Annotated in this window: 24 protein-coding genes; 19 read left to right on the top strand and 5 right to left on the bottom strand. The window is 65.0% G+C overall.

The features are described from left to right. Positions 1–50: 50 nt before the first annotated feature. From IVB47_RS17500 to IVB47_RS17460, 9 genes are all read left to right on the top strand, one after another. Entirely contained in the window at positions 51–944 is an 894-nt protein-coding gene (locus IVB47_RS17500; RefSeq protein WP_247462834.1) for an adenylate kinase, read from the top strand. Positions 945–1,131: 187 nt separating this feature from the next. Beyond that, positions 1,132–1,500, top strand: a complete 369-nt coding sequence (gene rpsM / locus IVB47_RS17495) for a 30S ribosomal protein S13 (protein WP_007611599.1) — start codon at positions 1,132–1,134, stop codon at positions 1,498–1,500. 123 nt (positions 1,501–1,623) lie between these two features. Beyond that, entirely contained in the window at positions 1,624–2,013 is a 390-nt protein-coding gene (rpsK, locus tag IVB47_RS17490; protein WP_007603045.1) for a 30S ribosomal protein S11, read from the top strand. A gap of 112 nt (positions 2,014–2,125) precedes the next feature. Further along, complete coding sequence (locus tag IVB47_RS17485) at positions 2,126–3,157, top strand: DNA-directed RNA polymerase subunit alpha (protein ID WP_035961343.1); 1,032 nt, start codon at positions 2,126–2,128, stop codon at positions 3,155–3,157. 131 nt (positions 3,158–3,288) lie between these two features. Then, positions 3,289–3,705 carry a 50S ribosomal protein L17 gene (rplQ, locus tag IVB47_RS17480; RefSeq protein WP_007603047.1) on the top strand — a complete coding sequence of 139 codons (417 nt, stop codon included), beginning with the start codon at positions 3,289–3,291 and terminating at the stop codon, positions 3,703–3,705. A 120-nt stretch (positions 3,706–3,825) separates the two neighbouring features. Continuing rightward, positions 3,826–4,665: a cytochrome c gene (locus IVB47_RS17475; RefSeq protein ID WP_247462832.1), complete on the top strand. Its 840-nt coding sequence runs from the start codon at positions 3,826–3,828 to the stop codon at positions 4,663–4,665. An 80-nt stretch (positions 4,666–4,745) separates the two neighbouring features. After that, positions 4,746–5,534 carry an SDR family oxidoreductase gene (locus IVB47_RS17470; RefSeq protein WP_247361909.1) on the top strand — a complete coding sequence of 263 codons (789 nt, stop codon included), beginning with the start codon at positions 4,746–4,748 and terminating at the stop codon, positions 5,532–5,534. Positions 5,535–5,543: 9 nt separating this feature from the next. Further along, positions 5,544–5,840 carry a DUF1330 domain-containing protein gene (locus IVB47_RS17465; protein ID WP_027567486.1) on the top strand — a complete coding sequence of 99 codons (297 nt, stop codon included), beginning with the start codon at positions 5,544–5,546 and terminating at the stop codon, positions 5,838–5,840. Between the two features lie 56 nt (positions 5,841–5,896). Then, positions 5,897–7,225: a chloride channel protein gene (locus tag IVB47_RS17460; protein ID WP_247462830.1), complete on the top strand. Its 1,329-nt coding sequence runs from the start codon at positions 5,897–5,899 to the stop codon at positions 7,223–7,225. 3 nt (positions 7,226–7,228) lie between these two features. Here the strand turns inward: IVB47_RS17460 and IVB47_RS17455 are convergent, their stop codons facing one another. Together IVB47_RS17455 and IVB47_RS17450 are read right to left on the bottom strand one after the other, a co-directional pair. Continuing rightward, positions 7,229–8,242, bottom strand: a complete 1,014-nt coding sequence (locus IVB47_RS17455) for a zinc-binding alcohol dehydrogenase family protein (RefSeq protein ID WP_247462828.1) — start codon at positions 8,240–8,242, stop codon at positions 7,229–7,231. Positions 8,243–8,322: 80 nt separating this feature from the next. Further along, entirely contained in the window at positions 8,323–9,936 is a 1,614-nt protein-coding gene (locus IVB47_RS17450; RefSeq protein ID WP_247361906.1) for an OprO/OprP family phosphate-selective porin, read from the bottom strand. A gap of 312 nt (positions 9,937–10,248) precedes the next feature. Between IVB47_RS17450 and IVB47_RS17445 the strand changes: the two genes are divergently transcribed. The 9 genes from IVB47_RS17445 to IVB47_RS17405 all read left to right on the top strand — a co-directional run bounded on the left by IVB47_RS17445 (position 10,249) and on the right by IVB47_RS17405 (position 18,948). After that, positions 10,249–11,655: a DegQ family serine endoprotease gene (locus IVB47_RS17445; protein WP_027567482.1), complete on the top strand. Its 1,407-nt coding sequence runs from the start codon at positions 10,249–10,251 to the stop codon at positions 11,653–11,655. Next, complete coding sequence (locus IVB47_RS17440) at positions 11,652–12,986, top strand: replication-associated recombination protein A (RefSeq protein ID WP_027518575.1); 1,335 nt, start codon at positions 11,652–11,654, stop codon at positions 12,984–12,986. Before IVB47_RS17445 ends, IVB47_RS17440 begins: the two co-directional genes overlap by 4 nt. A gap of 78 nt (positions 12,987–13,064) precedes the next feature. After that, positions 13,065–13,382, top strand: a complete 318-nt coding sequence (locus tag IVB47_RS17435; protein WP_247361904.1) for a HigA family addiction module antitoxin — start codon at positions 13,065–13,067, stop codon at positions 13,380–13,382. Then, positions 13,379–14,596: an RluA family pseudouridine synthase gene (locus IVB47_RS17430; protein WP_247361901.1), complete on the top strand. Its 1,218-nt coding sequence runs from the start codon at positions 13,379–13,381 to the stop codon at positions 14,594–14,596. The genes IVB47_RS17435 and IVB47_RS17430 overlap by 4 nt, the downstream gene beginning before the upstream one ends. A gap of 39 nt (positions 14,597–14,635) precedes the next feature. Beyond that, positions 14,636–15,430, top strand: a complete 795-nt coding sequence (locus tag IVB47_RS17425) for an ATP12 family protein (RefSeq protein WP_247437898.1) — start codon at positions 14,636–14,638, stop codon at positions 15,428–15,430. Between the two features lie 56 nt (positions 15,431–15,486). Beyond that, positions 15,487–17,085, top strand: a complete 1,599-nt coding sequence (locus tag IVB47_RS17420) for a flagellar hook-length control protein FliK (RefSeq protein ID WP_247462826.1) — start codon at positions 15,487–15,489, stop codon at positions 17,083–17,085. Further along, complete coding sequence (locus IVB47_RS17415) at positions 17,082–17,342, top strand: EscU/YscU/HrcU family type III secretion system export apparatus switch protein (protein WP_007603059.1); 261 nt, start codon at positions 17,082–17,084, stop codon at positions 17,340–17,342. Before IVB47_RS17420 ends, IVB47_RS17415 begins: the two co-directional genes overlap by 4 nt. 69 nt (positions 17,343–17,411) lie before the next feature. Beyond that, positions 17,412–18,230, top strand: a complete 819-nt coding sequence (locus IVB47_RS17410) for a penicillin-binding transpeptidase domain-containing protein (RefSeq protein ID WP_027567477.1) — start codon at positions 17,412–17,414, stop codon at positions 18,228–18,230. 61 nt (positions 18,231–18,291) lie between these two features. Beyond that, positions 18,292–18,948 carry a carboxymuconolactone decarboxylase family protein gene (locus IVB47_RS17405; protein WP_247462823.1) on the top strand — a complete coding sequence of 219 codons (657 nt, stop codon included), beginning with the start codon at positions 18,292–18,294 and terminating at the stop codon, positions 18,946–18,948. Positions 18,949–19,088: 140 nt separating this feature from the next. Here IVB47_RS17405 and IVB47_RS17400 read toward each other — a convergent pair whose 3' ends face one another. The 3 genes from IVB47_RS17400 to IVB47_RS17390 form a co-directional block, all read right to left on the bottom strand. Then, a complete protein-coding gene (locus IVB47_RS17400) occupies positions 19,089–20,084 on the bottom strand; it encodes a dienelactone hydrolase family protein (protein ID WP_247462821.1) in 996 nt (331 codons plus the stop codon). 79 nt (positions 20,085–20,163) lie between these two features. Next, positions 20,164–20,757: a hypothetical protein gene (locus tag IVB47_RS17395; protein ID WP_027567474.1), complete on the bottom strand. Its 594-nt coding sequence runs from the start codon at positions 20,755–20,757 to the stop codon at positions 20,164–20,166. A 140-nt stretch (positions 20,758–20,897) separates the two neighbouring features. After that, on the bottom strand, positions 20,898–21,302 hold the full coding sequence (locus IVB47_RS17390) for a DUF4260 domain-containing protein (RefSeq protein WP_027567473.1): 405 nt from the start codon (positions 21,300–21,302) through the stop codon (positions 20,898–20,900). Positions 21,303–21,451: 149 nt separating this feature from the next. On the opposite strand from IVB47_RS17390, the gene IVB47_RS17385 reads away from it, so the two are divergent. Beyond that, positions 21,452–22,984: an acyl-CoA carboxylase subunit beta gene (locus tag IVB47_RS17385; protein ID WP_007603066.1), complete on the top strand. Its 1,533-nt coding sequence runs from the start codon at positions 21,452–21,454 to the stop codon at positions 22,982–22,984. Positions 22,985–23,035 lie beyond the last annotated feature (51 nt).

Raw genomic sequence — 23,035 nt, 5'->3', positions numbered from 1 at the left:
CAAAACACAGGTGCGCGACGTATCGCGCACCAATCGGGGGGCGTACGCCGATGAGAATTATACTTCTGGGGCCGCCGGGATCGGGCAAGGGCACCCAGGCGCAGCTGCTGGTGCAGCGCTATGGCATCGTCCAACTCTCGACCGGCGAGATGTTGCGTGCCGCGGTGGCGGCCGGAACGCCGGTCGGTCTCAAGGCCAAGGAGATCATGGCCAGCGGCGGTCTTGTGCCGGACGATGTCGTGGTCGGAATCATCTCCGATCGGATCGATCAGCCGGATGCCAAAAACGGTTTCATCCTCGACGGTTTCCCGCGCACTGTGCCGCAGGCCGAGGCGCTGGATGAGCTGCTCAAGCACAAGCACCTCAAGCTCGACGCCGTGATCGAGCTCCGCGTCAACGAGAGTGCACTCCTGAACCGTGTCGAGACCCGCGTCGCCCAGATGCGCGAGCGCGGGGAGGAGGTCCGACTCGACGACACCCCGGAGGTCCTGACCAAGCGGTTAGCCAGCTACCGCAACCAGACGGAACCGCTGATTCACTACTATTCCGAGCGGCGGAAGCTCTCGACCATCGACGGCATGATGGCGATCGACGAGGTCACCCGCGCCATCCATCGCCTGCTCCTGGCGCTTGGGGCGGTCGAGCCCAAGACGCATGGCAAGACGCACGGCAAGGCCTCCGCCCGGCGCGCGGCCAAGGCGGCTCCGGCCAAAAAGGCCAAGGCGGCGAAGAAATCGCCCAAAAAGCCGGCGAAGGCGGCCAAAAAGGCCGCCAAATCCAGGAAAGCGGCCAAGAAGGCCGTGAAGGGTCCTAAGAAGGCGGCCACGAAAGCCGTCAAGAAAACCGTGAAGAAAAAGGCAGCCAAAAAGACCGCCAGGAAGGCTGTCAAGAGAGGTGCCAAAAAGGCCGCAAAAAAGGTCACGAAAAGGCGAGCTAAGCGCTAGCAGCGGTTGACGAAAGCCCCCTGAATCCCCTAATAAGCCCCGCATCCAAGTCGGATAGTTTCAAACGATGCCGGGCCCCAGGAAGACCAGGGGTGGGCGTCGTGTTCGCGTTTGTGAACACCTGCCCGAGAAACCAAGCACTTAAAGCCCGATTCCTGACGAGGGATCGGCGACAGGAGAGAAGGCCGTGGCCCGTATTGCCGGCGTGAACATCCCGACCAACAAGCGCGTGCTGATCGCGCTCCAGTACATCCATGGCATCGGTCAGAAGATCGCCGGTGAGATCATGGAGAAGGTCAAGATCCCTGACGATCGTCGGGTCAATCAGCTCAGCGACGCCGAAGTGCTTCAGATCCGCGAAGTGATCGACCGCGACTATCTCGTCGAGGGCGATTTGCGTCGTGAGGTCGGCATCAACATCAAGCGTCTGATGGATCTCGGCTGCTACCGCGGCCTGCGCCATCGTCGCGGTCTGCCGGTGCGTGGCCAGCGTACCCACACCAATGCGCGCACGCGCAAGGGTCCGGCCAAGGCCATCGCCGGCAAGAAGAAGTAAGTTTTCGCATCCAATTACGGCGTGTGGCGACCCGGGGATGACCCGTTCGCCACACGCCTTTCGTTCTACAGGTGTAGCCGCTGGCATTACGGCGGCGTTTGAGATCTTCAGGAAAGGTAGTCTATGGGCAAGGAAGCCACCCGCGTTCGTCGTCGTGAGCGCAAAAACATCGCCTCCGGCGTCGCGCACGTGAACTCGTCGTTCAACAACACGACCATCACCATCACCGACGCGCAGGGCAACACGATTGCCTGGTCCTCCGCCGGCACGATGGGCTTCAAGGGCTCGCGCAAGTCGACCCCGTATGCCGCACAGGTTGCGGCCGAGGACGTGTCCAAGAAGGCGCAGGAGCACGGCATGCGCACGCTGGAAGTCGAAGTCGCCGGTCCCGGTTCGGGCCGCGAATCGGCGCTCCGCGCGCTCCAGGCCGCAGGCTTCACCGTCACCTCGATCCGCGACGTGACCACGATCCCGCACAACGGTTGCCGTCCCCGCAAGCGTCGGCGCGTTTGATACGAAGTTGCGGGCGCATCGTCGCCCGCGATGACTTTTTTAAGAAGCCGCAGGTGCGACCTGTGGCCTTTCTCCAACGCCAGTATCTGCAACGGCAGTTTGACTGGCCTGTATGGGTGAAACAGTGACGATCCAGAAAAATTGGCAAGAACTGATTCGACCGAACAAGCTCCAGGTGCAGCCCGGCAGCGATTCGAACCGTTTCGCGACCATCGTCGCCGAGCCGCTCGAGCGCGGCTTCGGCCAGACGCTCGGCAACGCGCTGCGCCGCATCCTGCTGTCGTCGCTCCAGGGCGCGGCTGTGCAGTCGGTGCACATCGACGGCGTGCTGCACGAGTTCTCCTCGATCGCGGGCGTCCGTGAGGACGTCACCGACATCGTGCTCAACATCAAGGACATCTCGATCAAGATGCAGGGCGAAGGCCCCAAGCGCATGGTCGTGAAGAAGTCCGGCCCGGGCGTCGTCACCGCCGGCGACATCCAGACCGTCGGCGACGTCGTCGTGCTCAATCCGGACCTGCAGATCTGCACGCTCGACGAGGGCGCGGAGATCCGCATGGAGTTCACGGTCGCCACCGGCAAGGGCTACGTGCCCGCCGAGCGCAATCGTCCCGAGGACGCGCCGATCGGCCTGATCCCGGTCGACAGCCTGTACTCGCCGGTCCGCAAGGTCTCCTACAAGGTCGAGAACACCCGCGAGGGCCAGATCCTCGACTACGATAAGCTGACCATGACGATCGAGACCAACGGCGCGCTGACGCCGGATGATTCCGTGGCCTACGCTGCGCGCATCCTGCAGGACCAGCTCAACGTGTTCGTCAACTTCGAAGAGCCGCGCAAGGAAGTCGCCCAGGAGATCATCCCGGACCTCGCCTTCAACCCGGCCTTCCTCAAGAAGGTGGACGAGCTCGAGCTGTCGGTGCGTTCGGCCAACTGCTTGAAGAACGACAATATCGTCTACATCGGCGACCTCGTGCAGAAGTCGGAAGCCGAAATGCTCCGCACTCCGAACTTCGGCCGCAAGTCGCTGAACGAGATCAAGGAAGTGCTGGCCCAGATGGGTCTGCATCTCGGCATGGAAGTGCCGGGCTGGCCGCCGGAGAACATCGACGAGCTCGCCAAGCGCTTCGAGGATCACTACTGATCCGAACTACAACAGGCCAAGAACAGGCAAAGGCGCGAATTCCTCGCGCCTTTGCGGGCGAACGCAGGCAGCCCACCTGAGCAATAAGTCGGACGAACCGTCGCGACGAATGAAATTCAAGGAATAGAAAAATGCGTCACGGCAAGGTTCATCGGAAGCTCAACCGCACCGCCGAGCATCGCCGCGCGATGTTCGCCAACATGTGCGCCGCGTTGATCAAGCACGAGCAGATCGTCACCACGCTGCCGAAGGCGAAGGAATTGCGTCCGATCGTCGAGAAGCTTATCACCCTCGGCAAGAAGGGCGGGCTGGCCATGCGCCGCCAGGCCATCTCCGAGATGCGCGACAAGGATCAGGTCAGGAAGCTGTTCGACACGCTCGCGCCCCGCTACAAGGATCGCCAGGGTGGCTACACCCGCATCATCAAGGCCGGCTTCCGCTACGGCGACAACGCCCCGATGGCCGTGATCGAGTTCGTCGATCGCGACGTCGATGCCAAGGGCCAGGACTCCGGTCCGGTGCAGGAAAAGGAAGCCGAGGCGGCGTAAGCCGACCGGTAGAGAGTTTTCAGAAAGCGGCGCCTTCGGGCGCCGCTTTTTTGTATGGCGCGGCTGCATCTCATACCGCGCATCGTTTCGTTGAACGCGATTCCGACCGGGGGGCTCTCGATGAGGATTGTGTCAGGGATTGCGCTGGCGCTGCTGATGTCGCCGGCCTCTGGCGAGACGCTCGTCGAGCGCGGCGCCTATCTCGTCAACAGCGTGATGGTTTGCCACAACTGCCACACGCCGCGAGGGCCGCAAGGGCTCGATCTCTCTCGCGCGCTCTCCGGGGGCAGCCAGGTTTTTGACGAGCCCGCCTTCAAGGTCTCTGGCTCCAACATCACACCGGACAAGGACACCGGCATCGGCAACTGGACCGACGCCGAGCTGAAGCGGTTTCTCGTCAGCGGCGTCAGGCCGAACGGAACCAGGGTCGCGCCGATCATGCCGACCGCGTTCTACACCGTGCTCACGGCCCGCGATCTCGACGCGCTCGCAGCTTATTTGCGCTCAGTGCCGGCCGTACGCCACGAGACGCCGCCGCCGGAATACAGAAGCGCGCCGAAGCCGGAGACGCCGATCTACGCCGGCAAGCAGGCGAACGAGGCTGAGCTTTCCGACATGCTTGCGCGCGGCCGCTATCTCCTGACCATCGCCCATTGCCTGGAATGCCACACGCCGGACGGCCCGTCCGTCGTGCACGATTTCGCCGGAGCGAGCGGCAAGGGCGGCCGGACATTCAAGGGGCCGTGGGGCGAATCCGTCTCCGCCAACATCACCGCGGATATAGCCGCGGGCATCGGCGGGTGGAGCGACGACGAAATCAAACGTGCGATTGCGCAAGGCATCGCACGCGACGGCCACAAACTGAAGCCGCCGATGGCCTATGCTGGCTATGCCAGCATGACGGCCCAGGATCTCGATGCCATCATCGCGTTTCTCCGGACGCTTCCGCCTCGCAACTAAATCCTCACGCGTCGGTGAGGGGCGATTGCACCCGCCCGCGCAGCGCACGATATCTCCGTCAGTTTCAATGGAGACATCGCATGAAGATCGACCTTTCCGGAAAGACCGCCCTCGTCACCGGCTCGACCGCCGGCATCGGCCACGCCATCGCCAAGGGCCTTGCCGGCTCCGGTGCGAGCGTCGTGATCAACGGACGCGGCCAGGGCAAGGTCGATGCGGCCGTGCGCAAGCTGGAAGGGGCGGGCGGAAAGGTCCGCGGCATCGCCGCCGACGTCTCGACCGCGGCGGGCTGCAAGGCGTTGGCGGCGGCGCTGCCAGACGTCGACATCCTTATCAACAATGCCGGCATCTTCGAGCCGAAAGACTTCTTCGACATTCCGGACGAAGACTGGAGTCGCTTTTTCGAGGTCAACGTGATGAGCGGCGTGCGTCTGTCACGCGCGTATATGAAGGGCATGCTCAAGCGCAACTGGGGCCGAATCATCTTCATCTCCTCGGAATCAGGGCTCAACATTCCCGTCGAGATGATCCACTACGGCATGAGCAAGACGGCGCAGCTCTCGGTCGCGCGCGGCCTGGCGCAGCTCACACGCGGCACCGGCGTCACCGTCAATTCCGTGCTGCCGGGCCCGACCATGTCGGAAGGCGTCGAGACCTTCGTGAAGGATCTCGCCAAGCAGAACGGGCAGTCGGTCGATGAGGCCGCGGCCAATTTCGTCAAACAGCATCGCCCAAGCTCGCTGCTCCAACGCTTCGCCAGCGTCGACGAGATCGCCAACATGGTGGTGTATGCGGCTTCGAAGGAAGCCTCCGCGACCAACGGTGCGGCGCTGCGCGCGGAAGGCGGCATCGTCAACACGATTGCCTGAGGCCGTCTCATGCCGGCCTATGTGATCTCGGAGGTCGAGGCGCGTGATCAGGCCGCGATGGAGGCCTATCGTACGCTGGCTGCTGCTACCATCGCGCAATATGGCGGCCGCTATCTCGTCCGCGGCGGCGCCGCCGAATTGGTGGAGGGCGGCCCGCCGCCCAAGACCATCATCATCGTGGAGTTTACCTCGATGGAACGCGCGCGCGAATGGTACGCGTCGCCGGAATATGCGGAGGCGCTAAAGCTTCGGCAGACCGCGCTGGAGCGGCGGTTGATGTTCGTCGAGGGCATGGTTCCGGTCTAGCTGGTCTGCTCGCTTGCCTCTTCAATTCGCGGCGGGACCGGCTAAACCTCGGTTTTATGCTCTGGCCCCTCTCGACCCGCCATAAACGCCTGTTCAGGCTGACATCCGCGCGATGGCAGCGGCGGGCGATCTTCGTGCTCGGTGGAATCGGGGTTGGCGCCGCGGCGGTGGCGCTGGCGCAGCTTGCCGATCTCGCCCAGCACGCCTTTGCGCTGCTGCTAGCCAAATCGCGCTACGCCGTGCTCGCGGTGACACCTCTCGGCTTCATGCTCTCGGCCTATCTGACCACCCGGTTGTTCCCGAACGCACAGGGCAGCGGCATTCCTCAGGCGATCGCCGCACGGCATCTGACCGATCAGACGGCGCGCGAGAGCCTGGTCTCGATCCGAATCGCGATCGGAAAGGTGATCCTCACCTTGTTCGGTCTGCTGTGCGGTGGCTCCGTCGGCCGGGAAGGACCGAGCGTTCAAGTCGGCGCTTCCATCATGTTCGCGCTCGGCCGCGTCTCGCCACGCCGCCAGCCCGGATTGATCCTGGCCGGCGCGGCTGCTGGCGTCGCGGCCGCCTTCAACACGCCGCTGGCGGGGATCGTCTTCGGCATCGAGGAGATGAGCCGTGCTTTCGAGACGCGTACCAGCAGCCTGATCATCGCGGCGGTGATCGCGGCCGGCCTGACCTCGCTCGCGCTGATGGGCAACTACGCCTATTTCGGCAGCAGTGCGATGTCGCTGGCCCCCGGCGCCGACTGGCTCGCGGTTCCGGTGTGCGGCGTGGTTGGCGGCGTGGCCGGCGGCGTCTTCAGCCGCATCGTCATCACCATGGCGCGGGGCTCGGCCCATCCGTTCGGGCGTGCGGTCAAGGGCCACCCTTTGTGGTTCGCGCTCGCGTGCGGATTGGCGGTCGCGATCTGCGGCATCGTCTCCGGCGATACGGTCTATGGCACAGGCTACCAGCAGGTAAAGACGGCCCTGGAGCAGGGCGCACCGCTGCCGCAGGACTTCGGCATCCTCAAGCTTCTCTCCACCACCTTCGCGGCGATCAGTGGCATACCCGGCGGAATTTTTTCGCCGTCACTCGCCGTTGGAGCCGGCCTCGGCAGCAATATCGCATCCTTCTTCCACGACGCTCCGCTCGGTGCGATCATGTTGCTCGGCATGGTGTCGTATTTTGCAGGGGTGGTGCAGGCGCCGATCACCGCTTTCGTCATCGTGACCGAGATGACGGACAACCACGCCATGGTGGTGCCGTTAATGGCCGCTGCCCTGATCGCACACGCCACCTCACGGCTGATCTGCGAGGAAGGGATCTACCACGCGCTCGCCAAGGGCTTTATCGAGCGGGCGACGCGTCCGCCGGAGACGAAAGCGGCGCCCACTTCGAGCTAAGACCTACCACCCCTCCAGCACGATCTTGCCGCGCGACTTGCCGCTCTCGAGCAGCGCGTGGGCGCGCTTGAGATTGGCCGCGTTGATCGTGCCGAAGGTCTGGTCGAGCGTGGTACGCAAGACGCCCTTGTCGATGAGGTCGGCGACGTCGTTCAGCAGATGATGTTGCGCGATCATATCGGCGGTCTGGAACGAGGAGCGCGTGAACATCGATTCCCAATGCACCGAGATGGCCTTGCCCTTGAACGCGCTCACAGTGAATTCCGGGGGATCGTCGATCAGGCCGAACTTTCCCTGCGGCGCCATGAACTCGGCGATGCTCTTGTAGTGCTGGTCGGTGAAGGTGAGGCTGGCCACCAGCGCGACTGGCGGCAGCTTGAGCTTCTCGATCTGCTCCTTCATCGGTTGGCCGTGGTCGATCACCGCATGCGCGCCGAGATCGAGGCACCATTTTTGCGATTCCGGCCGCGTTGCGGTTGCAACCACGGTCAGCCCGGTGAGGCGGCGAGCGAGCTGGATCAGGATCGAGCCGACGCCGCCGGCGCCGCCCGTGATCAGCAGCGTACGTGGATCGACACTCTTGCCGGGCACCGCACCCAGCCGGTCGAACAACAGCTCCCAGGCGGTGATGGAGGTGAGGGGAAGGGCGGCTGCCTGTGCGAACGACAGGCTCTTCGGCTTGTTGCCGACGATGCGCTCGTCAACGAGATGGAATTCGGAATTGGTGCCCTGGCGCAGGATCGAGCCGGCGTAAAATACTTCGTCGCCCGGCTTGAACAGCGTGACGTCGGGACCGACGGCGTCGACCACGCCGGCCGCGTCATAGCCCAGTATCTTCGTCTCGCCCTCGGGCGGAGCGGCGCGCTTGCGCACCTTGTAATCGACCGGATTGGCCGAGATCGCCTTCACGGCGACGCGGATGTCGCGGCCGCCGGGCTCGGGTTTTGCGGTCTCGAAATCGATCAGCGCGTCCTGATCCTCGATCGGAAGCGATTTCTTGTAGCCGACGGCCTTCATGGCTTGTCTCCTTCAGATAGCGTTGCAGATGCTGGGTCCCGGGTTCGCGTTTTCGCGTACCCCGGGACGACAGGCGATACCTAGAACGCGAACTGCGTCCGCATGGCGACCGCATCGAACTTCGAGCCGACATCGGCGGTCGAGACCGGCGAGGCCTGCCTCGACACCGTGCCATGCAGATAGTCCAGCATGAAACGGACGTTGCCGTTGACATACCAGTTCAGCGCCGCCGTGTAGACCGTCTGCCGGCCGCCTGCGATGCCGGTGGCGGTCCCGAGCTGATCGTTGAGGTCGATCGTGGAGAAGCGTCCCGCGACTTCCCACGCGCCCCAGCCGCCGCCCTCGAGCGAGAACGGGTGCGCCGGCTTGACGCCGCCATAGGCCGCGTTCGCTGCATTATAGCTGCGACCCTCGCCAGTCAGCACGTAGCCGGCCTGCGCGTAGCCGCCCTGGAATTTGAGGCTCGGCGCACCCAGCGGCGGCAGGCCGGTATTGGCGCTGCGATCGATGTTGTACCAGAAATACTCGCCTTGCAGGATCAGCGGTCCATAGGTGGCGGCCGCTTCGACGCTGTAGACCTGCGCGCCGGAGGCATTGGCGATTGCGCCGGTCGTAGCCAGCGCCGTGGGATCGATGCGCAGTTCCGGACGATCGGTCAGCGTCACCGTCTGTGCACCCGTCACCAGATTGCGCGTCGGCTGGATCAGCCATTCGGCATTGCCCCCGAGATGGACCGAGTAGTCTTTGCCGCTGACGACCTGGCCGGCGACACGCGCGACCGCGCCGTATTGTTCCGTGGTGCCGTTCGGCGCAACGCTCGACGCTGAGTGGATCGCACCGGTGGCGGGGCCGGTGACATAGGCGCCGACCCAGAACTCGTCGTTGTACCAGCGCGTGCCGACCGCCGAACGGAAGTCGCCCGCGGCGATGCTCGTGGCGACGATCCCCGCCGAGGCGCGCTCCATGAACATGATGTCGTTGGAGCTCGTGGCCTCATCGAGAGTGTAGGGCAGGTCCATGATGCCGCCTTCGATGGCCATCTTGCCGCCGAACGGTTTCAGGCCGGTATAGCTGAGATAGGCGTTCTCGACGCCAGAGACGCCGCCGCCGGGCAGCGAACCCGGAGCTGCGCCGCCAAACCCGTCGGAGGAGCCGCCGAAGTCGTAGACCAGCGCGAAACTCCAGTCGTGGAAGAACTTGCCGGCGACACCGATGCGCGCGCGGCGGACGTTCTCGCCGCTGTCGAGCTTTTGCGGCACGGTTGCCGCCGTGTTGGGCCGATAGTCATAGCCGCCGACATCCCAATGCACGCGGCTTGTGATCCCGACGCAGTTAGCCCCATCGGCAGTGCAGATGGTCGGTCGGTTGTTCGGCATTGTCACGACGACGCCGGATGCGGGCGCCGGTCCCTTGAGCGGGATCGCCGCGTTGGCGTTGGCGACGGCGGCCTTCGCTTCGGAACGCGCTTCGGCTTTCGCCTCCGCCTTCGCCTCAAGCTTGGCCTTCGCTGTGGCCGCAGTATTCGCGGCGGTCTGGCTCTGGAGCTTGTCGAGCTTCTGCTCCAGCATCTTCAGCTGCTGCTTCAGGAGCGCGATCTCCTGGTCGCTGCTGCTCGCCGATTGGGCCTGGGCCTGCGAGGCTGCCAGTGCGGCGGCGAGACCCATCGCCGTGGCTGCAATTCTTGTCCTGCTCACGTCATGACTCCATCGTTTGACGAACTTCCCCAAGTCGCTGGCGGAGAGCCTAGGTGTGATCGATGACTACCCCGCGACGCTGCGGCCGGTTGCGCGGTTCCCACTGGTGTAAATTCGCCGCAACCGAATCCGCCTTGCGCCACCATGCAAGATGACGCACATCGTGCCAATCGGCAGCCCCGGCAAATTGCGATTTCGCACGCAGAGCTTGCAGGCCGGCCACACCAAAAAGGCCCCTGAATATGCCGCCGGGCGCCCTTCTAATGGGGGGCGAACGCGCCTATATTCCGGCGTCTTTTCCAAGAGGTAGGAATGTTTCGATCGACCTGGACCGCCGTCGTCACGGCACTGTGCATAGCCTTTTCGGCCAACTTCAATCCGGCCGCCGCGCAGGACCGCCGTGTGCCGTCCTCGCCCGCCGAACTGCGGCTGTCCTATGCGCCGATCGTGCAGCGGGTGCAGCCGGCGGTTGTCAACGTCTATGCCGCCAAGGTGGTGCAGAACCGCAACCCGCTGCTCGACGACCCCATATTCCGCCGCTTCTTCGGCGTGCCCGGCCAGCAGCAGGAGCAGGTGCAGCGCTCGCTCGGTTCGGGCGTGATCGTCGATGCGTCGGGGCTCGTTGTCACCAACGTCCACGTCATCGAAGGCGCCGACCAGGTCAAGGTGTCGCTGTCGGACAAGCGTGAGTTCGAGGCCGAGATCGTGCTGAAGGACTCTCGCAGCGATCTGGCCGTGCTGCGTTTGAAGGACACCAAGGAGAAGTTTCCGGCTCTCGAATTCACCAATTCGGACGAACTGCTGGTAGGCGACGTCGTGATGGCGATCGGCAATCCCTTCGGCGTCGGCCAGACCGTGACTCACGGCATCATCTCGGCCTTGGCGCGCACGCAGGTCGGTATCACCGACTACCAGTTCTTCATCCAGACCGACGCGGCGATCAATCCTGGCAATTCCGGCGGCGCGTTGGTCGACATGAACGGCAGGCTCGCGGGCATCAACACCGCGATCTATTCGCGCTCCGGCGGCTCGCAGGGCATCGGCTTCGCGATCCCCGCCAACATGGTGCGCGTCGTCGTCGCCTCCGCCAAGGGTGGCGGCAAGGCGGTCAAGCGGCCCTGGTTAGGGGCGAAATTGCAGGCGGTGACGCCGGAGATCGCCGAGAGTCTCGGCCTGCGTTCGCCGACCGGTGCGCTGGTCGCAAGCGTCGTCCCGAACGGGCCGGCGGCCAAGGCCGGGCTGAAATCCTCCGACCTGATCGTCTCGATCGACGGCCAGACCGTGGATGATCCCAACGCTTTCGACTATCGCTTCGCCACACGGCCGCTCGGCGGCACGGCGCAGATCGACGTGCAGCGCGGCGGCAAGCCGGTCAAGCTGACGGTGGCGCTGGACGCCGCGCCCGATGCCGGCCGCAACGAGCTCGTCATCACCGCGCGCTCGCCTCTCCAGGGCGCGAAGGTCTCGACCATCACCCCGGCGCTTGCCGACGAGCTGCATCTGGACGCCGATACCGAAGGCGTCGTCGTCACCGATCTCGGCGGCGACAGCGCGGCCGCGAATGTCGGCTTCCAGAAGGGCGACGTCATCCTGGCGGTCAACAACCAGAAGATCAGCAAGACCAGCGATCTCGAAAAGGCGGCGGCCGAGCGCCAGCGCATCTGGCGCATCACGCTGGTGCGTGGCGGCCAGCAGATCAACGTCACGCTGGGCGGATGAGTCCGAAGCGACCACAGGAGACGCCAACTCTCTTCGCCGCGGCGGGGCTCGATCACGAGGCTCCGCATCCGCTGCCGGATCGGCTGCGGCCGCGCGCGCTCTCGGAGGTCGTCGGCCAGGATCACATCCTGGGTCCAGACGGCGCGCTGACGCGCATGCTGGAGACGCGCACGCTGGGCTCGCTGGTGTTCTGGGGCCCACCCGGCACCGGCAAGACCACGGTGGCGCGGCTGCTCGCGGACGCCACCGATCTGCATTTCGAGCAGATCTCCGCGGTGTTCTCCGGCGTCGCCGATTTGAAGAAGGCCTTTGAGGCGGCGCGTGCACGCCGCGAGATGGGCAAGGGCACGCTGCTGTTCGTCGACGAGGTGCATCGCTTCAACCGGGCCCAGCAGGATTCGTTTCTGCCCGTCATGGAAGACGGCACGGTGGTGATGGTCGGCGCCACCACCGAAAATCCGTCCTTCGAACTCAACGCGGCGCTTCTGTCCCGGGCGCGCGTGCTGGTGTTTCGCTCGCTCGACGCGGCCGCGATCGAAAAGCTGTTTGCGCATGCCGAGGAGGTCGAGGGCCGCAAGCTGCCGCTCGACGAGGAAGCGCGCGCCGTGCTGGTGCGCATGGCCGATGGCGACGGCCGCGCGTCGCTGACGCTCGTCGAGGAAGTCTGGCGCGCCGCGCGCAAGGACGAGATTTTCGACGCCGCGCAGTTGCAGGAAATATTGCAGCGTCGCGCGCCCATCTACGACAAGTCGGCCGACGGCCATTACAATTTGATCTCGGCGCTGCATAAGTCGGTGCGAGGCTCCGATCCCGATGCCGCGCTGTATTATCTCGCGCGCATGCTCGATGCCGGCGAGGACCCGCTGTTTCTGGCCCGTCGTGTCGTGCGCATGGCGGTCGAGGATATCGGGCTTGCCGATCCGCAGGCGCTGGTCATCGCCAACGCAGCCAAGGACACCTTCGACTTCCTCGGTCATCCCGAGGGCGAGCTCGCGATCGCGCAAGCCGTGGTCTATCTCGCCACCGCGCCGAAATCGAATGCCGTCTACACCGCCTTCGGCAAGGCGATGCAGGTCGCCAAGCAGGCCGGCTCGCTGCTGCCGCCGAAACATATCCTCAATTCGCCGACCAAGCTGATGAAATCGGAAGGCTACGGCGCATCTTACGAATACGACCATGACGCCCCCGACGCCTTCTCCGGACAGGATTATTTCCCGGAAGCGCTGGGTCGCCAGACCTTCTACGACCCGCCCGACCGCGGGTTCGAGCGGGAGATCAGGAAGCGGCTGGATTATTGGGCGAAGTTGCGGAAGGAGCGGGGTGGGGCCTAACCCTTTCGGGCTTGCTGTAGGGTTCGATTTACGGTTTACGTAACGCGTAATTCACGCTAGTCCGGCCAAGAAATCGCCATGCCCCGCACGCCCATACATCCCGGTGAACATCTTGCCGAAGAACTGCGACAACTCGGCATCTCCGCCGCAGAACTCGCGCGTCAGGTCGATGTACCCGTGAACCGGATCACCGGCATCATCAATGGACAGCGCGGCATCACGGCCGATACGGCGTTGCGTCTTGGTCACTGGTTCGACACCAGCCCGCAGTTCTGGATGAACCTGCAGCAGCAATATGAGCTGCGCCTCGCGGAAAAAGAGGTGGGGGCGCAGGTTGCGTCGCTGCCGCGCCGCGCGACGGTGCAGTCGACACGAACGTTTGGAAAAGCCACATGAGCCGCCGCATCAAGAGAATGAACCCAAAACCTCGCGAGCGCGATGAGCGCAAGGAGGCGCGCCCGTTCAAGGCGCGCAGCGCGAAGGCGGCTGGGCCTCGGCCGGGCGGCAAGCCGGGCACGAAGCCGCCGCGCTTCGCGAGTGAGCGGGTCGAGCGGCGCGCGCCCAAAGCCGAACCGGAAAAGGCTGCGCCGGCAAAGCCCCCCGTCGAGGCATTGCTGCCGACCAAGGTGCAGACCGTCAAGGTGACGGCCGACGAGAACAACATGCGCGTCGATCGCTTCCTTGAAGCGCACTTTCCCGGCCTGTCGTTCTCCCACATCCAGCGCGTCGTTCGCAAAGGCGAGCTGCGCGTCGACGGCAAGCGCGTCGACAGCAAGGACCGGCTGGAGGAGGGCCAGAGCGTCCGCATTCCGCCGCTGAAGCTCGACACGCCGAAGGCACCCAACCCCGAGTCGGAGGCGGCGCAAAAGACGCTTGCCGCGCTGAAGGAGATGACGATTTACGAGGATGACGACGTTCTCGTGCTGAACAAGCCGGCCGGACTGGCCGTGCAGGGCGGCTCGGGCATGACGCGACACATCGACCAGATGCTGGAGGTGATGCGCGATTCCAAGGGCCAGAAGCCGCGCCTCGTGCACCGCATCGACAGGGAGACGTCGGGCTGTCTCCTGGTCGCCAAGACCCGCTTTGCCGCCTCGCATCTCACCGGCGCATTCCGTTCGCGGTCGGCGCGAAAAACCTATTGGGCGCTGGTGCCGGGCCTGCCGAAGCCGAAGCAGGGCCGCATCTCGACATTTCTCGCCAAGGAGGAGAGCGAGGACGACACCATCATGCGCATCGCCCAGCATGGCGACGAGGGCGCAAGCCACGCGGTGACCTACTATGCGGTGGTCGAGACCGCCGGCAACAAGCTGACCTGGGTGTCGCTGAAGCCGGTGACCGGGCGCACCCACCAGCTGCGCGCCCACATGGAACATATCGGCCACCCCATCGTCGGCGATCCCAAATATTTCAACATCGAGAACTGGCAATTGCCGGGCGGCCTGCAAAACCGGCTGCATCTGCTCGCGCGCCGTATCGTCATTCCGCATCCGCGCGGCGGCTTCATCGATGCCACCGCGCCGCTGCCGCAGCACATGCAGCAGTCGTGGAACCTGCTCGGGCTCGATGCAAGCAGATTTGATCCGATCGAGAATGCGCCTGAAGAGTAGTTGAAAGGGCGGCAGCGGAAGGGCAGGGACCGGAACGAGATGCGCGAATTGTTTGATGAAGCTGCGGGGCGATCCCCGCTTGATCCGCAGGAATTGGTCCGCCAGGCCGCGCGCGTGCCGTTGCGCAAGCGCTTCTACAAGGAGGTCGGGGTGGCCGAGGCTGAGGGCGGTTTTGCCATCATGCTCGACGGCAAGGCGATCCGCACGCCGTCCGGCCGCCAGGTGGTCATCCCTTCGCGCGCGCTGGCCGACGCAGTGGCTGCGGAATGGGCGGATCAGGACGAGACGATCAAGCCCATGACCATGCCGCTGACGCGGATCGCCAACAGCGTGGTCGAGGGCGTCGTCGACCGCGTTGATCTCGTCAGCGACGATCTCGCAAAGTATCTCCAGTCCGATCTGCTGTTCTATCGCGCCGGTCATCCGGAGGGGCTCGTCGCCCGCGAAGCCGCGCATTGGGATCCCGTGCTGTTCTGGGCCGCGGAGACGCTGGGGGCGCACTTCATCCTGTCCGAAGGCGTCATGCATGTGACGCAGCCGGATGAGGCGCTCCAGGCCGCGCGTGGGGCCTTGCCAGGGGACGCCTGGTCGGTCGCCGCCCTCCACGTGATCACCACCCTGACCGGCTCGGCGCTGCTGGCGCTGGCGCTTGCCCATGGCGTGCGCGACGCCGACCAGGTTTGGGCGGCAGCCTATGTCGATGAGGACTGGAACGCCGAGAAATGGGGCGTGGACGAAGAAGCGGCCGGCCGCCGCGCCGCCCGACTGCGGGATTTCGAGGCTGCCGTGGCGGTTTTGGCCGCTGTGAAGCCGCCTGCGGCCAAAGGTCCTTAACGAGAGGTTTACGAGGGCGGCCTTAGGGTGGGGGCCAGCGTTCCCTGGGCCCCACGATGCCGACGCCGATAAGCTCGATTCTTCCCGTCAGTGCCGCCAGCCCTGTTGCTGACGCGGCGACGCCCGATCTTGTGCTGCAGGCCGGCAGCGTGGTCGACGCCCGAGTGGTCAGCGTGCTCGCCGATAATCTGGTGCGGATCGCGATCGCCAACCTCTCGATGGATGTGATGTCAGAGGTGGCGCTGACACCAGGCCAAAATCTCCAGCTTGCGGTGTCGCAGAACGGCGGCACCATCCGGCTCGCCGTCATGGGCGGCGCAGGCGAGGCGGCCGCCGATCAGGTCACGTTGACGCCGGCTGCGGCCTCCCTGGTGGACAGCCCGCCGCTAGTGCCGTCAGTGGGCGCCCCCCGCAATGCCCTCACACCGACCGAGCAGGTCGCCGTCACAGAAGCCGCGGCCGAGGCCGTGACGAAGCAGGGCAGCCAGGCGCCGCTGTTCGCCAATCTGGCCGCGGTCGTCACCGGCAGCGATCTTCCGGCGGGGCTGAAGCAGGCGATGCTGGGCGTGCTGGCGCAGCAGACGCCGCTCAACACCGGACTGGAAGGCGGCGACATCGAGTCCGCTTTCCAGAAGTCCGGGCTGCTCCTCGAAGCCTCGCTCGCCGCAGGCGCGACTCCGTCCTCCGGCACGATGCCGGATTTGAAAGCTGCGCTGCTGGTGCTGCGGCAGACGCTGACGACGCTCGATGCCACCGCGCCACAGGCGCAAGGTGCCGCCCTTCCAGCTGGCACCGTGGCGACACCGCGGGTCGCTGCCGCGCAGACGCAGGCTGCACAGGCCGCAACGCCGTCAACCGAACCCGGGATCGCCCAACCGCCGCGTAGCGCCAATCTCGCAGCCTCTGTGTTGGCGGACGCCGCTGGCGGCGCGCCGCAGGCCGCGATGCCGCGGACCATGACCGCAGGCCTTGTCGCGAGCCTCCTGCAAGAGATCACGCAAGATCTGCCGCGCATGACGGGTAACTTGCCGGGCTCGAACAAGGCCGTGCCCGACGGACATGTTTTTGAAGCCGCCGCGCGCGCAACGCCCCCGCCGGTTCGCGGCGCATTGCCGTCGCCGCAATCCATTGCCTCGCCGTCACTCGCACCGGATACGCCGCTTGCCGCGACCGTGCATCGCCTGCTCGACGACACCGATGCCGCGATCGCGCGCCAGACCTTGCTCCAGGTTGCTTCGCTCCCCGATCGCACCGACGCCAGCGGTCACAGGATCGATCCGACTGTGCTGCAGTGGAATTTCGAGATTCCGTTCGCAACGCCGCAGGGCACTGCAATGGCGCAGTTCGAGATCTCGCGCGACGGCGGCAATGAATCCGCCGATCCCGCCAAGCGCGCCTGGCGCGCGCGCTTCACACTCAATGTCGAGCCGGCCGGACCCGTGCACGCTTTGATTACGCTCAACGGCGACAAGACCTTCGTGCGGATGTGGGCGGAGCGGCCGACGACCGCACAGCAGCTTCGCGCCGGAATCGGCGAGCTCAACCAGGCACTGACCAGGGCCGAGCTCAAGCCCGGCGACATCCTGGTCCGCGATGGCACCCCGCCGCAGCCCACTCCGGCCCGCGCCGGCCACTTCCTGGATCGCGCCACATGAGCGATCCGTCGAAGCTTGCGATTGCGCTCCATTACGAGAAGGGCAGCAACGCGCCGGTCGTCGTCGCCAAGGGCAAGGGCACCATCGGCGAAAAAATCGTCGAGATCGCCAAGGCCAACGACATCCCGATCGAGGAGAACGAGATCCTGGCCGGCGCGCTCTCCAAGGTCGAGCTCGGCGAGGAGATCCCGCCCGACCTCTACAAGGCCGTCGCCGAAGTGCTGGTGTTCGTGCTGCGGCTGTCGGGCAGGCGGTAGCTGTCATCGTTTCACCACGATAGCGGCTGCATGGTCGCGGCCAACTTTATCGCGTAACGGACATCGCCAGTGCTCACCCGCCGTTCCACCCTCGGCCTTCTCGCCGCAGCTGCCGCTTTGCCAGCGCGTGCATTCGCCCATGTCGCGCCGCCGCGCAACGAGATCCGTGACAGCCTCGCAAAGCGCTTCACCGACCTCGGCACGGCCGGGACGTTTGTCGGCTACAAGGTCGAGGACTATCTGGTCGTCGCCAGCGACAAGGAGCGTTCGGGCGAGGCGAAGCTGCCGGCTTCGACCTTCAAGATTCCGAACTCGCTGATCGCGCTCGAAACTGGCGTCGTCACTGACCCCGACAAGGACGTATTTCCTTGGGATGGCGTGAAGCGTCCGATCGAGGCCTGGAACAAGGACCACACGCTGCGCAGCGCGATTCTCGTCAGCGCGGTGCCGGTCTATCAGGAGATCGCACGCCGGATCGGACAAGAGCGCATGCAGAAGTATGTCGATCTGTTCGACTACGGCAATCGCGACATCGGCGGCGGCATCGACCAGTTCTGGCTCACCGGCGCCTTGCGCATCGATCCGGTCGAGCAGGTCGATTTCGTCGACAGGCTGCGCCGCCGCGCGCTGCCGATTTCGAAGCGCAGTCAGGATCTTGTCGCTGACATCCTGCCGGTGACCAAGGTCGGCGATAGCGTCATTCGCGCCAAGTCCGGGCTGCTTGGCGCCGAGCGCGGCGAGCCGTCGCTGGGCTGGATGGTGGGCTGGGCCGAGAAGGGCGAAGCGCACACCGTGTTCGCGCTCAATATGGACTGCAAGGAGCCGCGTCTGGTCGGCGAGCGCATGCCCCTGACGCAAGCCTGCCTTGCCGAGATCGGCGCGATCTAGCGCTATCACGCTGGTGTTGCTCGACTAGCATCCCCCGGTCAAGAAAAACCGGGAGGACTCCATGAACTCAACGCCACTCTGGCTGTCGTCGCTCACACTCGCCGCGGCGGGCGGCTGGCTCGCCGCCACGATGTTTGCAGCGCCCGCCACCAGCAAGGAGCCGCGCTTTCCGCAGCTCACCATGGACCAGCTCGACGCCAAGCAGAAACCGCTCGGCGAGCAGATCATGAAGGTCTCGAGCGTCGGCATCGGCGGTCCCTACAATCCGATGATCCGCAGCCCGGTGCTCGGCCAGCGCCTGTTCGACCTGTTCCACTATCTGCGCTGGGAGACCTCGGTCCCGACAAAACTCAACGAGTTCGCGATCCTGATCATCGGGCGGCAATGGCGTTCCCAGGTGGAGTGGTACGCCCATGCGCCGCTCGCGGCGAAGGCGGGTCTGTCGCCCGAGATCATCGCGGAGCTCAAAGCGAATAAGCGGCCTGCGAACATGGCCGAGGACGAGGCCGTCGTGTACGACTTCGTCACCGAGCTCACCACGACGAAGAAGATCGGCGACGAAACCTATGCGCGCGCGAAGAAGGTCTTCAACGACCAGCAGATTGTCGACCTCACCGCAGTCGCCGGCAATTACGTGATGGTCGCGATGCTGCTGGCAATGGCGGAGGAGACCGTGCCGCCGGGCAAGCAGGAGCCGTTCAAGCCGGGCGAGCCGTAGTCTCCGTCATTGCGAGGAGCCCTTGCGACGACGCAATCCAGATTGCCTCCGCGTCGAGATTCTGGATTGCTTCGCTTCGCTCGAAATGACGGAGTATGTGGCGCCGACGCCGGCTCCCAAGGCCGAGCTGCTTCCCAGCGCTACCCCAGCTTGAACAGCGCCTGCAAAAACTCCTCCACGGCCTTGCGCGACTCGGCGGCAGTGGCTGGATTGCCGCCGACATGCGGATTGAGCTCGACGCAAGCGTCCTGGTAGGTGAACGGCGCTTTCGTATCGGCGTTCATCAGCACGCCGCCGTCGCCTTCGCGGATCTGGCAGTTGCGCACCGTCTGCGCACCCGCGGACACGGCGACGGTACCGACGCCGAGCAGCCCACTGTCGAAGCCGTGCGCGCTGTCCGGGTATTCGGTCAGCACCACGTCGCGGCCGGCCGTCTTGAGTCGCTCGACGAAAGCCTTGCAGCTCTTGACGGGATTGTAGTCGTCGGGCGTGCCGTGGAAAATGCGGATCGGGCGCGCGGCGATGTCCGTGTCGTTCTGATAGGTCGTGGAGCAGTCGGGATAGAAGGGAATGTAGGCGGCGAACTGGATGCCGGACTTGTTCCAGAGCTTGTAGAAGCGGTTGAGGCTCGCATAGAGCGTCGCCTGTCCGCCGCGTGAGAAGCCCATCAGCACGATGCGATCAGGATCGACGCGGGGATGTTTTGCGAGGATCTCCAGCGAGCGGTAGATGTCGATGACGAGGTTGAGCCTGCCGAGCAGGGCCTGGTTCGGCCCCACCACCGTCAGCCCGCGGCCGGTAAAGCCGTCGATCACGAAAGTCGAGATGCCCATGGCGTTGAACGCGTGCACCCAGGCCTCGGTCGTGGCGCCGACGCCGCTCGAGCCGTGCATCAGCACCACGACGGGGAGCTTTCCGCTGCCTTGCGCGACGCGCAGTTCGCCGGCGACCGTCACCGGCTTTCCGGCCGCGGCATCACCGCTGAGGAACTGCTGGTCGGAGAGGGTGAGCGAGGGGATCGGGTAGATCTCGGCGCGGGTGGCGACTTCCCTGGGAAGCGATTGTGCGTTGGCGCCCATGCCGACGAACAGCGTTGAAATGCAGAGCGCCATGGCGACGCGGAATGCCGTCGGCATCGGATCCTCCCCCGTGATTTTCAGTGAGTAGAACAACAGGCCTGCGCGCTGTCAAATTGACGCAAGCCGGCGGTTCGCCTCAGGCGGGATCGGCCTTCTTCACCGTCAGCGCCTGGTCGATCGCAAAACCGCCAATCTCGCTCATCGCCTGCGAGATGACGTCGCCCTTGCGGGCAAAGCCGGCGGAGAGGAAATCGAACTGGGTGCGCGCCAGCCGCAGCACCTCGATCGGCACGGAGATTGCGGTCTCGTTGAAGCTGTCGACCGAGGCGTGCAGCGTCTCCAGCTCGCTTGTGAGCTGGCCGATATGGCTCTCGGCCTGCTGCATCAGGCCGAGCAGGTTGCCGCGCTCGGCATCGAATGTTGCGCGCTCGGCCGCCGCGGCCGCGGTGACCTCGGCAAGCTGGCTGCGCAGCGCGTCAATTTGCTTGACCACGGCGTCGGACGCCATCTCACCGGCCTCGCGCAGCTCGCGGTTGCGCGTGTTCTCTTCGTGCTCCCGGTGATAGAGGCGTTCCGCCGACATCGCCCGTTGCGTCAGCGACTCGATCAGCGCGGCCGCGCGCAACAGCATCTCGCCGTTCCGCCCCGACACCATGCTGGCCATGCGGCGCAGGAAGTCGGTGGTTTCGGACGATGGGTTCGGCGGCAGTGGAACGACCGTCGCGGACATGAGGTGATGCTTGCAGCCGGAAATGATGACCGCCGCCGTACCGACTGAGCTCACGCAACATTCGGCGCCTGATCGCAAGCCTGGAGCAAGCCTGAATCGCCGCGCCCGGTCAACCGGGCAGGGCCAGATTTGCAACTGCGTCAGGTATCCTTCTGCCGGCCGATCCGGCCGAGATGGGTGAAGCCGAACCCGGCCGAATATTTCAGGCCATAGCCCAGCGCCCGGTCGATGCCGATATGGGCGAGCCAGATCAAGGCGATGGACAGGGTGAGCGGCGAGGCGAGGCCGAAGCCGAGCGTCAGCAGCGCGACTGGCGCCATGTAGCTGTGGGCGGCGTTGTAGACCATCGCGCCGAGTTTGGCGTCCGACAGGTATGCCAGGAAGCTGAGATCGGGGACGAAGAACAGCAGTGCGAACACCAGCCATGAGCCGTCCCAGGCCCAGTAGAGCATCACCATCCCCACAAACAGGGTCAGGCCCTCCAGCCGCAGCAGGATGTTGACGCCGCCCGTCGCGGCGCCGGTCTCGGCCGCTCCTTCGGTCATGCTCGTCTCCCAGGCAAAACTTTGAAATTCCTTGCGCTTTCCCGCTGCGGCAAGGCAGCCCTGCGGGACCGAAAGCCGCTTCCCGGCCCGCAAAATGCCGTGTTAGAACCCCCGGCAATCGCATTTAGGCTAAGAACTGGCGGGAGCAAATGAAGAATATCCTGGACGCCCTTGAAGACCGTCGCGCCGGCGCAAAGCTCGGCGGCGGCGAGAAGCGCATCGAGGCGCAGCACGCCCGCGGCAAGCTGACCGCGCGCGAGCGCATCGAGCTCTTGCTCGACAAGGGATCGTTCGAGGAATTCGACATGTTCGTCGAGCACCGCTCCACCGAGTTCGGCATGGAGAAGAACAAGGTGCCCGGCGACGGCGTCGTCACCGGCTGGGGCACCGTCAACGGCCGCAAGACGTTTGTCTTCGCCAAGGACTTCACCGTGTTCGGCGGATCGCTGTCGGAAACGCACGCGCTGAAGATCACAAAGCTCCAGGACATGGCGATGAAGGCGCGGGCGCCCATCATCGGCCTTTATGACGCCGGTGGCGCCCGCATCCAGGAGGGCGTCGCGGCGCTCGCCGGCTATTCCTACGTGTTCCGTCGCAACGTGCTTGCCTCCGGCGTGATCCCGCAGATCTCCGTCATCATGGGCCCCTGCGCCGGCGGCGACGTCTATTCGCCGGCGATGACCGACTTCATCTTCATGGTGAAGAACACCAGCTACATGTTTGTCACCGGCCCGGACGTGGTGAAGACCGTCACCAATGAGGTCGTCACGGCGGAAGAGCTCGGCGGCGCCTCGGTGCATGCCACGCGCTCCTCGATCGCCGACGGCGCCTTCGAGAACGACGTCGAGACGCTGTTGCAGATGCGGCGCCTGATCGACTTCCTGCCATCCAACAACACGGACGGCGTGCCGGAATGGCCGAGTTTCGACGACATCGGCCGGGTCGACATGTCGCTCGACACGCTGATCCCCGACAATCCGAACAAGCCCTACGACATGAAGGAGCTGATCCTGAAGGTCGTGGACGAGGGCGACTTCTTCGAGATCGCGGATGCCTTTGCCAAGAACATCGTCACCGGCTTCGGCCGCATCGCGGGCCGCACCGTCGGCTTCGTCGCAAACCAGCCGATGGTGCTGGCCGGCGTGCTCGACTCGGACGCCTCGCGAAAGGCGGCGCGCTTCGTTCGTTTCTGCGATGCCTTCAATATCCCGATCGTCACCTTCGTCGACGTGCCGGGCTTCCTGCCGGGCACCGCGCAGGAATATGGCGGCCTGATCAAGCATGGCGCCAAGCTCTTGTTCGCGTACTCGCAGTGCACCGTGCCGCTGGTCACCATCATCACCCGCAAGGCCTATGGCGGCGCCTTCGACGTCATGGCCTCCAAGGAGATCGGTGCCGACATGAACTATGCCTGGCCGACCGCCCAGATCGCGGTGATGGGCGCCAAGGGCGCGGTCGAAATCATCTTCCGCGCCGACATCGGCGACCCCGACAAGATCGCCGCGCGTACCAAGGAATACGAAGACCGCTTCCTGTCGCCCTTCATCGCGGCCGAGCGCGGCTACATCGACGACGTCATCATGCCGCACTCGACGCGGAAGCGGATCGCGCGGGCGCTGTCGATGCTGAAGGACAAGAAGGTGGAAACGCCCGCGAAGAAGCACGACAATTTGCCGTTGTGAGCGCGAGGCGTAGCCCGGATGAGCGTAGCGACGTCCGGGTTTTCTATCCAA

The sequence above is a fragment of the Bradyrhizobium sp. 62 genome (assembly GCF_023073035.1).
Classification (GTDB): Bacteria; Pseudomonadota; Alphaproteobacteria; order Rhizobiales; family Xanthobacteraceae; genus Bradyrhizobium.
The sequence above is the reverse complement of the archived record's forward strand: the minus strand, read 5'-3'. Positions and strand labels throughout refer to the sequence as shown.

Bases quoted from the DNA above. Each gene is read 5' to 3' on its own strand.
- IVB47_RS17500 (WP_247462834.1), top strand. From the start codon at position 51: ATGAGAATTATACTTCTGGGGCCGCCGGGATCGGGCAAGGGCACCCAG.
- rpsK (WP_007603045.1), top strand. From the start codon at position 1,624: ATGGGCAAGGAAGCCACCCGCGTTCGTCGTCGTGAGCGCAAAAACATC.
- IVB47_RS17485 (WP_035961343.1), top strand. From the start codon at position 2,126: ATGGGTGAAACAGTGACGATCCAGAAAAATTGGCAAGAACTGATTCGA.
- rplQ (WP_007603047.1), top strand. From the start codon at position 3,289: ATGCGTCACGGCAAGGTTCATCGGAAGCTCAACCGCACCGCCGAGCAT.
- IVB47_RS17475 (WP_247462832.1), top strand. From the start codon at position 3,826: ATGAGGATTGTGTCAGGGATTGCGCTGGCGCTGCTGATGTCGCCGGCC.
- IVB47_RS17470 (WP_247361909.1), top strand. From the start codon at position 4,746: ATGAAGATCGACCTTTCCGGAAAGACCGCCCTCGTCACCGGCTCGACC.
- IVB47_RS17465 (WP_027567486.1), top strand. From the start codon at position 5,544: ATGCCGGCCTATGTGATCTCGGAGGTCGAGGCGCGTGATCAGGCCGCG.
- IVB47_RS17460 (WP_247462830.1), top strand. From the start codon at position 5,897: ATGCTCTGGCCCCTCTCGACCCGCCATAAACGCCTGTTCAGGCTGACA.
- IVB47_RS17455 (WP_247462828.1), bottom strand. From the start codon at position 8,242: ATGAAGGCCGTCGGCTACAAGAAATCGCTTCCGATCGAGGATCAGGAC.
- IVB47_RS17445 (WP_027567482.1), top strand. From the start codon at position 10,249: ATGTTTCGATCGACCTGGACCGCCGTCGTCACGGCACTGTGCATAGCC.
- IVB47_RS17440 (WP_027518575.1), top strand. From the start codon at position 11,652: ATGAGTCCGAAGCGACCACAGGAGACGCCAACTCTCTTCGCCGCGGCG.
- IVB47_RS17435 (WP_247361904.1), top strand. From the start codon at position 13,065: ATGCCCCGCACGCCCATACATCCCGGTGAACATCTTGCCGAAGAACTG.
- IVB47_RS17430 (WP_247361901.1), top strand. From the start codon at position 13,379: ATGAGCCGCCGCATCAAGAGAATGAACCCAAAACCTCGCGAGCGCGAT.
- IVB47_RS17425 (WP_247437898.1), top strand. From the start codon at position 14,636: ATGCGCGAATTGTTTGATGAAGCTGCGGGGCGATCCCCGCTTGATCCG.
- IVB47_RS17420 (WP_247462826.1), top strand. From the start codon at position 15,487: ATGCCGACGCCGATAAGCTCGATTCTTCCCGTCAGTGCCGCCAGCCCT.
- IVB47_RS17415 (WP_007603059.1), top strand. From the start codon at position 17,082: ATGAGCGATCCGTCGAAGCTTGCGATTGCGCTCCATTACGAGAAGGGC.
- IVB47_RS17405 (WP_247462823.1), top strand. From the start codon at position 18,292: ATGAACTCAACGCCACTCTGGCTGTCGTCGCTCACACTCGCCGCGGCG.
- IVB47_RS17400 (WP_247462821.1), bottom strand. From the start codon at position 20,084: ATGCCGACGGCATTCCGCGTCGCCATGGCGCTCTGCATTTCAACGCTG.
- IVB47_RS17395 (WP_027567474.1), bottom strand. From the start codon at position 20,757: ATGTCCGCGACGGTCGTTCCACTGCCGCCGAACCCATCGTCCGAAACC.
- IVB47_RS17390 (WP_027567473.1), bottom strand. From the start codon at position 21,302: ATGACCGAAGGAGCGGCCGAGACCGGCGCCGCGACGGGCGGCGTCAAC.
- IVB47_RS17385 (WP_007603066.1), top strand. From the start codon at position 21,452: ATGAAGAATATCCTGGACGCCCTTGAAGACCGTCGCGCCGGCGCAAAG.